Genomic DNA, 12,205 nt, shown 5'->3' with positions numbered 1-12,205 from the left:
GGGCGAGGCGGGCGGGCCCCGCCCCGCCTCGCCCCTCGCCTCGGCTCGGCGAGAAGCCAGGACTTGTCGCACTCGACGCCCACTGCGACAACTCCTGCGCACTCGCGAGCGGAGGCGGCGCAGGACGCGCCGAGACGACGGAGGCCGCCGCACTCGAGCTCGAGTGCGACGGCCTCCGGACCGTCAGGAGCGGGCGCCCGCGGGTCAGGACTCCGTGTCGACGAGCGAGTCGAGGTGCGCGAGGTCCTCGGACGAGATCTCGAAGTCGACGTCGGCGTTCTCGACGATGCGCGAGGGCGTCGTCGACTTCGGCAGCGGCAGCACGTCCTTCTCGAGCAGGTAGCGGATGCAGAGCTGCGCCACCGACTTGTCGTACTTCGCGGCGATCTCGCCGATGTCGGAGTTGTCGAGCAGGCCGCCCGTCGCGAGCGGCGAGTAGCCCTCCACGAGGATGCCGTGCTCCTTGCAGTACGCGGTCGTCTCGTCCTGGGTGTTGCCGACGAACCAGCGGATCTGGTTGGCGTGCGGCACCACGTCGGTCGCCGCGATCAGCGACTCCAGATCGGCGACCTGGAAGTTCGAGACGCCGATGGCGCGCGAGCGACCGGCCTCGAGGATCTCCTCCATCGCCTTCCACGCCGCGATGTTGCCCTCGCGGTGGTCGGAGCCCATGTCCTGCCAGGGCCACGGCGCGTGGATGAGGTACAGGTCGACGTGGTCGAGCTCGAGCGCCGCCATGGTGGTCTCGAAGCTCGCCTTCGCGCCCTCGTAGTCCTTCACCTCGGCCGGGAGCTTGGTGGTGATGAACACCTCGTCGCGCGGGACGCCGCTGTCGCGCAGGGCCCGGGCGACGCTCGCCTCGTTGCCGTAGGCGCGGGCGGTGTCGATGTGGCGGTAGCCCGCCTCGAGCGCGGCGGTCGTCGCGTCGTAGGCCTCGGGGCCGTCGGGGATCTGCCAGGTGCCGAACCCGATCTTCGGGATGGCGACTCCGTTGGACAGCGTGAACGTGTCGGTCAGGGCGGGCATGACTCTCCTCTGCATCGGTCTTCTCCGCGGGCCGCCACCGGCGGCGCCGCTCCTTCCACGCTAGGCCGGGCCCCCGGCTCGCGCGGGCCCCTTGCGCTGTGCGCCTCCGGTGCTACGCGGCCGTCGCGCTCCCGGCCGCCGACCCCGCAGAAGTCGCAGGACTCGCGCGCGAGTACCGCGACTTCCGCGGACTCGAGCCGGCACCACCGGCCCGCCCCCGCGAGCGGCCGGCGCCTCCCCCCTGAGGCGCCGACCGCTCAGTCCCGCGCCACCGACCAGGGGGTCCGCAGAGCCCGCTCGGCGAGCAGCCGCCGCTCCCCCGTGATCGACACCTCCGCCGTCACCGCCGCGTCCGCCGCCGAGGCGCCGGCCGTCAGCCGCAGCGGTCCCGGGTCCACGGCGAGCCGGCCGTCCTCCCCCGTCACGGCGAGCCGGGCCGCGTCGACGTGGAAGTGCACCGTCAGCGTCTCGCCCGCCGCGATCGGCACGCGCGCGAAGCCGATCAGCTGCGCGACCGGCCGCACCACCGCCGAGGTCGGGTAGCCCGCGTAGAGCTGCACCACCTCGACCGTGTCGGCGCCGTCGTTCCGGAGCGATACCGCCACGTCGAGCGATCCGCCGACCGGCAGCTCCGCCGCCGTCGCCAGCTCCGTGTACGTCACCGCGCCGCGGGTCAGCCCGTAGCCGAACGGGTAGAGCGGAGTCGCGTCCAGCGCCGTGATCCCGGGGTTCGAGAGCCCGAGGGACGGCTGCAGGTACGTGGTCGACGCGGACGGGAGCCGCGGGATCTGCACGGGCAGCCGCCCGGTCGGAGCCACGCGGCCCGAGAGCACGCCGGCGACCGCGGCCGCCCCGTCCGCTCCCGGGAAGAACGCCTGCACGAGTCCGCGCGCCGCTCCGAACGCCCCGAGCGCGTAGGGCCGGCCCGAGAGGACGACCACCACGGTGGGCACGCCGGTCTCGAGCACGGCCGTCACCAGCGGCTCCTGCGCTCCGGGGAGGCGGAGGTCGGCCGCGTCGCAGCCCTCGCCCGAGGTGCCGTCGCCGAAGAGCCCCGCGATGTCGCCGACCACGACGACCGCCGCGTCGGAGCCGCGGACGAGGTCCACCGCCTCCTGCACGCCGTCGGTCGACGCGGAGGTGATCGAGCCGCCCTCCGCGAAGCGCACGCGCGACGCTCCGAACTCCTCCTGCAGCGCGGTCAGCACCGTCGGGATCGACAGGCCGAGGTCGTGCCCGGGGTGCTTGGAGAGCACATGGTTGGGGAACGCGTAGCAGCCCACCAGGCTGCGGAACTGGTCCGCGGCCGGTCCCACGACGGCGAGCGAGCCGGAGGACAGCAGCCCCGCGACGTCCTCGTCGCGCAGCAGCACGACCGACTCCTCCGCGATCCGCGACGAGATCGCGCGGTTGCGAGCGCTGTCGAGGTCGACGTCCTCGGCTCCCTCGGGCACCAGCGGGCCGCCGTCGAGCAGGCCCGCCTCGAACTTGTGGCGCAGGTGCCTGGCCACGGAGCGGTCGAGGTCGGCCTCGTCGACGACGCCCTCGCGGATCAGGCGCGGCAGCTCGCCGTACGCCGCCGTCTGCGGCAGCTCGACGTCGACCCCCGCGTGCAGCGCCAGGCGCCCCGCGTCGGCCGCGTCGACCGCGACGTGGTGCATGGCCTGGAGGAACGGCACCGCCCAGTAGTCGGCGACGACCGTGCCCTCGAAGCCCCAGCGGTCGCGGAGCAGCGTCGTCAGCAGGTGCCGGCTGGCGCTGCTGGGCACGCCGTCGATGTCGGTGTACGAGGTCATCACGCTCCGGGCGCCGCCGTGCCGCAGGGCGGCCTCGAACGGAGGCAGCACCGTGTCGGCGAGCTCGCGCGGCCCCATGCTCACGGGTCCGTGGTTGCGGGCGCCGCGGGAGGCCGCGTACCCGGCGAAGTGCTTCAGCGTCGCGACGACGCCGGTCCCCTCCAGCCCCGCCACGTAGGCGGCACCGAGCTGCGAGACCAGGTACGGGTCCTCGCCGAGGGTCTCCTCGACGCGGCCCCAGCGGTAGTCCTTCACGACGTCGACGACCGGGGCGAGGCCCTGGTGGATGCCGAGGGCGCGCATGTCCGAGCCGATCGCCTCCGCCATCTCGCCCACGAGCTCCTCGTGGAAGGTGGCCGCCCAGGCGAGCGGAGTGGGGAACGCGGTCGCGCCGTACGCGGCCAGGCCGGTGAGGCACTCCTCGTGCGCGATGGCCGGGATGCCGAGGCGGCTGCCGGCGACCACGCGCTCCTGCAGCTCGCGGAGCCGGCGGACGCCCTCCGGAACGGAGACCGGCTCGGTGCCGAACACACGGGTCAGCTGGCCGAGGCCGCCGGTGAAGAGGTCGTCGCCCGCGGCGGGCCCGTCGTCGAGCTTCGGAGCGAAGTCGTCGGCGGAGTCGGTGAGCCAGACGGAGCCGAGCTGCGCCGCCTTCTCCTCGAGGGTGAGTTCCTGGGTCAGGAGGCGGGCGCGCTCGGCCGGAGGCAGAGCGCGATCCCGCCAGTCCCGCCCGGGAGGACGCGCGGCGTCCGTCCCGGGCAGTGCTGGGGAAGCGTCGTGCATCAGCCCTTGAACGCCCCGTCCATGATCCCGGACACCATCCGGCGGCCGACGAAGAAGAACGCGATCAGCAGCGGGAGGGTGGCCATGAACGATCCGCCCATCGCCAGGGCGACGTCGATCGAGCGGTTGGCCTGCAGCTGCTTCAGCGCGATCTGCACCGTGAACAGCTCCGGCGACTTGAGGACGATGAACGGCCACATGAAGTCGTTCCAGACCGCGGTGAAGGTGATCAGTCCGAGGACGAACGCCGCGGGGCGGACCACCGGGAAGGCGATGCGCCAGAACAGCTGCCACGAGTTGGCGCCGTCGATGCGGGCCGCCTGGATCAGCTCGTCGCTGACCGTCGTGGACATGTGCTGCCGCATCCAGAAGATGCCGAAGGCGCTGGCCAGGCCCGGCACGATGATCGCCTGGAGGGTGTCGACCCAGTCGAGCGCCGAGACGATCAGGTACTGCGGGATGATGCTCAGCTGCGCCGGCACCGTCATGGTCAGCAGCACGATGAGGAACAGCACGTTGCGGCCGGGGAACTGCAGCTTCGCGAAGGCGAAGCCGGCCATCGCGCAGAGGATCGCCGAGATGACGGCGATGCTCAGCGACACGATGAGGCTGTTCAGCATCGAGGCGATGAACGGGACGGTGTCGAACACCTTCTCGGCGATCGCCATGAAGTTCGTGCCCGGGTACAGGCGCGGCGGGATCGACGTGACGGCGGTCGCTCCGACCGACGCGACGACGAACATGTAGTAGAGCGGGAAGATCGAGACGAGCACCGCGATCACGAGGAAGACGTAGGTCGGCCAGCCGACTCCGCCGCCCTTCCCGCGCCGCTTCGGCAGCTGTGCCTTCTGGACCGTGGGGGCCAGCGTCTGCGGGACGGCCTGGTCGATCACATCCGACATCAGACGGCCTCCTTCCGGGTGCGGGTGGAGAGGTAGAAGTTGAGGAGGGAGACGAGGACCACGATCACGAACAGCACGACGCCGATGGCGGATCCGTAGCCGAACTTGAACTGGCCGAAGCCCTGCTCGTAGAGGAAGAGCGCCAGCGTCTGGCACTGCCGGCCGGCGCCGCAGGTGAGGCCCGATTCAGGGGCCACCAGGAGCGCCTCCGTGAAGATCTGCAGACCGCCGATGGTCGACATGATCACGGTGAAGACGATGATCGGGCGCAGCGCCGGGATCGTCAGGTGGCGGAACTGCTGCCAGCTGGACGCGCCGTCGACGGAGGCCGCCTCGAACATCTCGCGGGGCAGCGACTGCAGGCCCGCCAGGTAGAGGAGCGTGTTGTAGCCGAACCAGCGCCAGAAGACCATCGTCGAGATGACGATCCAGGAGCCGTAGTTCGTGGCGAGGAAGTTGATCGACGGCAGTCCGAAGATGCCGAGGAACCAGTTGATCAGGCCGAAGTTCTTGTCGAAGATCTGCGCGAACACGATCGCGGTCGCCGCGACGGAGGTGATGTACGGCACCAGCAGCGCCATGCGGAAGAAGTTCGCCCAGCGGAGGCGGGCGTGGTTCAGCAGGTGCGCGAGGAAGAGGGCGAACAGCAGCTGGGGCACCGTCGAGATGATGAAGATGCCGAAGGTGTTGACCAGCGCGTTCCAGAACCGGGAGTCGGCGAAGAGCTGCTGGAAGTTCGCGATGCCGACGAAGGTCTGCTCGCCGATCGGGTTCCAGTCGAAGAGCGAGACGTAGAACGTGAACAGGAGCGGGAAGAGCCCGAAGACGATGAAGATGATGAAGAAGGGCGCGACGTACGCGTAGGGGGCGATCCGCTCCGAGAGGGAGTTGCGGATCCGCGCGGCCTTCTGGACCGGCGCGCTGGGCTGCTTGCGCTGCTTGCGGGGTGGTGCTGCTGTCACCGTTGACACGGGAGTACCTCCGTCGAGAAAGGGGGGAGGGGCCCGGCGTGCGAGGCGCCGGGCCGCTCGGGTGGGTGGGGCGATCAGCCGCCGATGGCCTGCTTGGCCGTGTCGAGTGCGGTCGACCACGCCTTGTCGGAGGTCACGTTGCCGGCCTCCAGCTCGACGAGGGTGTTGAGGAGCGCCCCGTTGATCGGGGTGGTGTCCGGTCCGTTGTAGAAGGACGGGAACTGCTCGACGGAGGTCGCCATGACCTCGCCGATCTTCGAGTCGCCGAAGAACGGGTCGGTGTACGACTGGACCTCTTCGCTGGCGACCGCCTCGGTGGCGGCGGGCAGCGTGCCCGAGGCCTTGAAGTGGTCGGTCTGGCCCTCGGCCGACATCATCGTCTTGATGTACTGCCAGGCGGCCTCGGGGTGCTCGGCGCGGGCGGGGATGGCGATGACGCTGCCGCCCCAGTTGCCGCCGATGCCGGGGACGCTGGTGACGCGCCAGTTGCCGGCGGTGTCGGGGGCGTCGGTCTTGATGCCGGCGAGGATCCACGAGGGGGCGATCGTCACGGCGAAGGCGCCGTTCGCGCGGCCCGGGGCCCAGCCCGAGGACCAGGCGGCGATGCCGGCGCTGATGCCGGCGTCCTTGGTGTCCACGGCGACCTGGAACGCGTCCTTCACCTGCGGGTTGGTGTCGTAGACCAGCTCGCCGTCGGGCGAGTAGTACTTCTCCGAGACCTGGTTGACGGTCGAGAAGAAGACGCTGGTCTCGATGTTGTCGACGAACGGCTTGCCGGTCGCCTCGGTGTACTTCTTGCCGGTCTCGATGAAGGACGGCCAGTCCTTCCAGAGCTCGGCGACCTGGTCGGGCTCGGTCGGCAGGCCGGCCTGCTCGAAGAGGTCGGCGCGGTAGGCGAAGCCCAGTCCGCCGACGTCGGTCGGGACGCCCACGACGGAGCCGTCGTCGGCGGTCGCGGCGGAGGCGGCCCACGGGAGGTAGGTGGAGGCGACGTCGTCGCCGCCGAGGGTGCGCAGGTCGAGGAAGTTCGAGCTGTTGGCGACGAACTGGGGCAGGTCGTCGTTCTGGATCATGACCAGGTCGGGCACCTTGCCGCCGGCGAGGGCCGCGGTGAGGGCGGTGGCGGTCTCGGTCGTGCTGCCGACCTCGGAGAGCTTGATCTTCGCGTCGGGCATCTTCGCGAGGTACTCGTCGACGCTGTCCTTGGCGTTGATGCCGGTGAAGGACCAGAAGGTGGCTTCGGCGTTCGGGTCGTCCGAGGCGCCTCCTCCCCCTCCGGACGAGCACCCGGTCAGGGTGAGCGCGACTACTGCTGCTGCGGCGGCTACGGCCGTCAGGCTTCTTTTCACGACAATTCCTCTTCGTTGGGGATTCGCAGGGTTTCGGTGAGGGCGGGCCTCAGAGAACGATCTCTTGGCGGCCAACCTAACCCGCCCGCGAGCACGATGCAAGCGAGAACCGGTCTCCGCGAGATAACGATCTCCGCCTAGTATCAAAGGGAAGTTTCGCAAATCGAGCAGTTCCGGACGGCCGCCCGCCGCCCCGTGCGAGTCTTCACCTCGACGCTCTCCCCACCGTGCTCCGCGGGGAGGCACGGAAGCCGGAACCTCCCCTCGCAGAAGGAAGCAGCATGACTCGACCAACGCTGGTGGACGTCGCCCAGGCCGCGGGCGTCTCGCGCGCCACCGCCGCCCGGGTGCTCGCAGGCGGCACCAATGTCGACGTCCGGATGACCGCCGCGGTCGAGCGCGCCGCGAAGTCCCTCGGCTACGAGGCGAACAGCGCCGCCCGGATGCTCCGCGGCGGGCGGGCCGGGGCCATCGCCCTGATCGTCGCCTTCAACGAGCTCGACAGCCTCACCGGGACGTTCTTCACCTCGGTGCTGAAGGGCGCCGCGAAGGGCCTCTACGCCGGCGAGGTGCAGCCCGTGCTGCTGCCCGCCGACCACGACGACAGCGACCGCATCCCCCGCTTCCTCCGCTCGCGGGCCGTCGACGGCGCGATCGTGATCCTCCAGCACGAGATCACCCACCTCGCCCAGGCGCTGGCCGACTCCCCCGTGCCGATCGCCTGGGTCGGCCGCCCTCGCGTCGCCCTGCCCGAGGACGCGATCGTCATCGACTCCGACAACTACGGAGGCGGCCGCCTCGCCGCCCGCGCGCTCGCCGACTCCGGCCGCCGGCGCCTGGGCATCATCGCCGGCCCGCACGACATGGAGCCCGCCCGCGACCGCATCCGAGGCTGGCGCGACGAGCTCACCGAGCTCGGCCTCGACTCCAGCCCGATCGTGCACGGCGCCTTCACCCTCGAGAGCGGATCCGCCGCGATGGCCCGCCTCCTGCAGCGCCACCCCGACCTCGACGGCGTCTTCGCCTCGTCCGACCTGATGGCCAACGGCGCGATCCGCGTCCTGCAGGCGTCCGGCCGCCGCGTCCCCGCCGACGTCTCCGTGATCGGCTTCGACGACGTCGTCATCGCGACCACCTCGGATCCGACCCTCACGACCATCCGCCAGCCCCTGGAGGACATGGGCCGCGTCGCCGCCGAGACCGTCGTCGCCGTCGTCCAGGGCCGCCCCGTCGACCGGCAGCCGATCCTCGCGACGACCCTCGTGCAGCGCGAGTCCGCATGACCCCGCCTCCCCCGCACCGCCTGATCGTCAGCACCGACGCCGCGAACGAGGCCGACGACCAGTTCGCGATCGTCCAGGCGCTGCTGACCGAGACCCTCGACGTCCGCGGTCTCGTGGCGGCGCACTTCGGCCGGCCGGGGAGCATGCCGGAGTCGCGCGCCGAGATCGATCGCATCGTGGAGTTGGCGGGAGCGACGGTGACCGTCGTCGACGGCGCCGAGTCGGCCCTGCCCGCCGAGCCGTCCGACGGCGCCCGCCTGATCGTCGCGGAGGCCCTGCGCGACGAGGGCCGGCTGTGGATCGCCGTGCTCGGGCCGCTGACCGACGTCGCCGCCGCCCTGCTGCTCGAGCCGTCGATCGCCTCCCGCGACGTCGTGGTCGTCTGGGTCGGCGGCCCGCCCTACGACGAGATCCCCGCCTACAGCCCCGAGTTCAACCTGATCAACGACGTCGACGCGGCGAACCTGGTGCTCGAGTCGGGCATCGCCCTCTGGCAGATCCCGATGCCCGTGTACTCCGGAGTCGGAGTCGGGCACGCCGAGCTCCGCACGCGGCTGCGCGGCACGAGCCCGCTCGGGGACTACCTGGTGGACCAGCTGATCGCGTTCAACGACACCATCCCGTACGGCCCGCTCGACTTCCGGTCGCTGGGCGACAGCCCGGCCATCGGCGCCGTGATGAACCCCGCCGGCGGCCGCTGGCGGGAGCGCCGCGCGCCGCGGTTCTCCGCGGACGGCGAACTCCTGCCCGACTCCGGGCCGCACACGATCCGGGTCTGCGAGGCGTTCGACACCCGCTGGCTGATCGAGGACCTGTTCGCGAAGCTCGTGGAGTTCGGGGAGCGGGCGGGCGGCGAGTAGAGGAGGGCCTCCCCGACATGGTGGAGCTCGGCCTGATCACCGCTCGCCACACGGTCAGCTGGTGGACGCTGCACCGTGACCGCAGGAAGATCCTCGCGGCGCTGGACGAGCCCGCGGACCGGTGACCGGATCGCGCGGCTGAGTACCGAGTCGCCGGCGAGGAGATCCGCGCCGCACGCGGGCGAGTCCGTCCGCGCGATCGGCGGGCGATCAGGCGGACTCACGGAGCACCAGCTGGTGGCGGACCGTGCGGCGGACGGCCGGGCCGCCCCGGGGGAGCTCGCCGGCGATCATGGCGACCGCGAGGTCGAGGGCGTGCCGCGCGAGCTCGTCGAGGTCGACGGCGAGGGTGGTCAGCGTCGGTGCGAGCAGCCGGCCGATCGAGAGGCCGTCGATCCCGACCACCCGGACGTCGCCGGGCACGTCGACGCCCGCCCGGCGGCAGGCGGAGAGCACGCCGAGCGCGCAGAGGTCGTTGAACGCGACGATCGCGTCCGCGGCCCGGGGCCGGGCGATGATCCGCTCGGTCGCGTCCGCGGCCGCCTGGGCGGTGGGGCCCTCGGCGCGCACGACGGAGGCCTCGAGTCCGCGCGCGGAGAAGGCCCGGATCAGAAGCTCCGCTCGCCGGCTCGGCCGGGCATCCCGCGAGACGTCGACGACCACCGGGCGCCGCACGCCCGCTCCCGCCAGGTGCTCGGCCAGCGCCTCGACGGCGGCGGAGTGGTCGAGCAGCACCGCGGCGCGCAGCGGGTCGCCGGTCGGGTCGAGCTCGACGACCGGCACGGAGCCGAGCCGCTCGATCCACTCCGCAGCACGATCGCCGAAGGTGCCGATCACCGCATCGGTCTGCGCGCCCAGCGCCTGGATCATCCGATCGGAGTCGGCGGCGAGGCCCACGTCCGCGAGCGACACGTTCCAGCCCCGCGCCGCCGCGACCCGGACGACGGCCGAGGCGAGCTCCGGCGACCACGGGTTCCGCAGGTCGTCGACGACGAGCCCGAGCTGGTGCTCGCCGCCGGTGACCAGGCCGCGGCCGAACCGCGACGGTCGGTAGGACAGCTGCTCCGCGGCGTCGAGGACCCGCCGCTTCGTCTCCTCGCTGATGCCCGGCATGCCGTTCATCGCGCGGGTGACGGTCTGGCGGGAGACCCCGGCGGCGGCCGCGACGTCGTGGATCGTCGCGCGGCCGCCGGCCTCGGCACCGCTCAGGCGCGGAGGTCGAGCCATGCCGTCTGCTCCGGGGTCAGCTCGATCGACAGGCCGCGCAGGGACGAGCGCAGCTCGGTGATCGTGCGCGGCCCGAAGAGCGGGAAGGTGGGGAACGGCTGCGCGAGCACGTAGGCCAGCGCGATCGCCGTCGCTCCGACACCGTGCTCGGCCGCCAGCTGCTCGGCCCGGCGCAGGCGCTCGAAGTTGTCCGGCCCGTAGTAGCAGCGCACCAGCTCGGCGTCGCTGGTGTCGTCCGGGCGGGCGCGGCCGGTGAAGAAGCCGCGGGCCTGCGAGGACCACGGCAGCAGTGGGATCTGCCGCTCGACCAGCCACTCCTTCGACGCCCGGTCGGTGACGTGGACGCAGCCCTCCCACGGCACGTCGTACGCCTCGGCCAGGCCGAAGTGGTCGCTCAACGCCTGGAACCCGGCCCGCCCGTGGGTGCGGGCGTACTCCTGCGCCTCGTCGAAGCGCGCCGGCGTCCAGTTCGAGACGCCGTAGGCGCGGATCCGCCCGGCGCGCTGGTGCTCGTCCATCACGTCGACGAACTCGCCCACCGGCACCTCGAGGTTGTCGCGGTGCATCAGGTAGATGTCGGCGTAGTCGGTGCCCTGCCGCTCGAGGCTCTCGAGCAGCTGCCGGGAGAGCGACTCCGGGTCGCAGTAGGGGGTGTGCGCGCCCTTGGTGATCACGACGACGTCCTCGCGGATGCCGCGGTTGCGGATCCACCGGCCGAGGCGGCCCTCCATCTCGCCGTCGCCGTAGATGTAGCCGGTGTCGAAGGCGGTGCCGCCCTGCTCGACGAACGCGTCGAAGATCGCCGAGGCGTGCGCCAGATCCGGCTGGTTGTCGACGCCCATCACGAGCCGCGACATCCGCTTGCCGACACCGGGGATCTCGCCGAAGAGCATCGGGCTGTCCGACGCCGCGCGCAGCGGCCGTCCGGACACCGTCGGGATGTCCGCGGTCTCAGCCTCGAACGGGAAGCGCAGGCCGATCGCGGCGCGCCAGCGGTCGAGCGTGCGGGCCGTCGCGAGCGTCTCCTCGAGCGTCATCTGCGGCGCCTCGACCGAACCGGCCGCCAGGGCGTCGGTCGTCGCATCCGCCTCGAGCGCGTAGGGGCTCTCCCCCTCGAACGTGAGGATGCGCGGCTCCTCCCCGACAACGCTGATCTCGATGCCCGTGTCGGACGCACCGAACCACGGGTCGGCCACGTGCAGCCGGCCGCGCGTGCCGTGGATCGTCAGGGCGTTCACGTCGTCGAGCGCCACTCCGGTGCGGAGGGTGGCGGTGATGCCGCCGCGGTAGGTCGCGCGGGCGACGCTCCACTCGTCGACACCGGTCGGGCCGAGGCTGCCCCTCGCGTCGAACTCGACGGGCTCGGCGACGGCGGCACCGGTCGCGGCCTGCACCACGGCCGCCGCGGCGGTGACGGTGTACCCGCCGACGTCGAGGACGCCTCCTCCGGCCGTCGCGACGTCGTACAGGCGGCCCTCGCGGGACGGGGTGCGGAAGGAGAAGGAGGCGTCGATGTGCACGACCTCGCCGATCGCGCCGTCGCGGACGAGCTCGAGCAGCGCGGCCGTCTGCGGGTGGAAGCGGTACATGTACGCCTCGACCAGCGGCAGACCCGCGCTGCGGGCGGCGTCGACCAGGGCCATCGCCGTGCCGTGGTTGACGGCGAGCGGCTTCTCGCAGAGCACGGCCTTGCCGGCCTCGAGCGCCTGCAGCACGAGCGCGGCGTGACCCGTGTGCACGGTGGAGATGTAGACCGCGGTGACCCGCGGATCGGTGAGGACCGCAGCGTAGTCGCCGGCGGTCGCGTCCGCGAAGCCGTGCTCGACGGCCTCGGCGGCGAAGGCCGCGGCGCGCCCCGGATCGGAGCTGCCCGCCGCGACGAGCCGGGCGCCGCGGTCGCTCGCCGGCAGCTGGGAGAGGAACCGGCGCGCGATGCTGCCGGGGCCGAGCACCGCCCAGCCGGGAGCGGGAGTGGTCGGGGTGGAGTCGGTCATGGGGACCCTTTCGC

General features: G+C 72.1%; 9 protein-coding genes. 2 read left to right on the top strand and 7 right to left on the bottom strand.

The annotated features are described in order from the left end of the window. Positions 1 to 204: 204 nt before the first annotated feature. From C5C39_RS09830 to C5C39_RS09810, 5 genes are all read right to left on the bottom strand, one after another. The gene (locus tag C5C39_RS09830; protein WP_104226493.1) at positions 205 to 1,026 is read right to left on the bottom strand and encodes an aldo/keto reductase; all 822 of its coding nucleotides are present in this window, start codon (positions 1,024 to 1,026) and stop codon (positions 205 to 207) included. 257 nt (positions 1,027 to 1,283) lie between these two features. After that, a complete protein-coding gene (locus C5C39_RS09825) occupies positions 1,284 to 3,605 on the bottom strand; it encodes a glycoside hydrolase family 3 N-terminal domain-containing protein (RefSeq protein WP_104353270.1) in 2,322 nt (773 codons plus the stop codon). After that, on the bottom strand, positions 3,605 to 4,507 hold the full coding sequence (locus tag C5C39_RS09820; RefSeq protein WP_104224678.1) for a carbohydrate ABC transporter permease: 903 nt from the start codon (positions 4,505 to 4,507) through the stop codon (positions 3,605 to 3,607). Before C5C39_RS09820 ends, C5C39_RS09825 begins: the two co-directional genes overlap by 1 nt. After that, entirely contained in the window at positions 4,507 to 5,469 is a 963-nt protein-coding gene (locus C5C39_RS09815; RefSeq protein ID WP_104224677.1) for a carbohydrate ABC transporter permease, read from the bottom strand. The genes C5C39_RS09820 and C5C39_RS09815 overlap by 1 nt, the downstream gene beginning before the upstream one ends. 83 nt (positions 5,470 to 5,552) lie before the next feature. Then, positions 5,553 to 6,827 carry an extracellular solute-binding protein gene (locus tag C5C39_RS09810; RefSeq protein WP_104226495.1) on the bottom strand — a complete coding sequence of 425 codons (1,275 nt, stop codon included), beginning with the start codon at positions 6,825 to 6,827 and terminating at the stop codon, positions 5,553 to 5,555. Between the two features lie 281 nt (positions 6,828 to 7,108). On the opposite strand from C5C39_RS09810, the gene C5C39_RS09805 reads away from it, so the two are divergent. Both C5C39_RS09805 and C5C39_RS09800 read left to right on the top strand, forming a co-directional pair. Further along, complete coding sequence (locus C5C39_RS09805; protein ID WP_104224675.1) at positions 7,109 to 8,110, top strand: LacI family DNA-binding transcriptional regulator; 1,002 nt, start codon at positions 7,109 to 7,111, stop codon at positions 8,108 to 8,110. After that, the gene (locus tag C5C39_RS09800) at positions 8,107 to 8,970 is read left to right on the top strand and encodes a nucleoside hydrolase (RefSeq protein WP_104353269.1); all 864 of its coding nucleotides are present in this window, start codon (positions 8,107 to 8,109) and stop codon (positions 8,968 to 8,970) included. The genes C5C39_RS09805 and C5C39_RS09800 overlap by 4 nt, the downstream gene beginning before the upstream one ends. A 210-nt stretch (positions 8,971 to 9,180) precedes the next feature. On the opposite strand, the gene C5C39_RS09795 is transcribed toward C5C39_RS09800, so the two are convergent. After that, positions 9,181 to 10,197, bottom strand: coding sequence for a LacI family DNA-binding transcriptional regulator (locus tag C5C39_RS09795; RefSeq protein ID WP_104353268.1), 1,017 nt, complete (start codon positions 10,195 to 10,197; stop codon positions 9,181 to 9,183). After that, complete coding sequence (locus C5C39_RS09790) at positions 10,176 to 12,191, bottom strand: aldo/keto reductase (RefSeq protein ID WP_104353267.1); 2,016 nt, start codon at positions 12,189 to 12,191, stop codon at positions 10,176 to 10,178. The genes C5C39_RS09795 and C5C39_RS09790 overlap by 22 nt, the downstream gene beginning before the upstream one ends. Between the last annotated feature and the right edge of the window lie 14 nt (positions 12,192 to 12,205).

This window comes from Rathayibacter sp. AY1F3, from assembly GCF_002931975.1.
Taxonomy (GTDB): Bacteria; Actinomycetota; Actinomycetes; order Actinomycetales; family Microbacteriaceae; genus Rathayibacter.
Note: the sequence above shows the minus strand (reverse complement) of the source record. Positions and strands in the feature narration are given on the sequence as shown.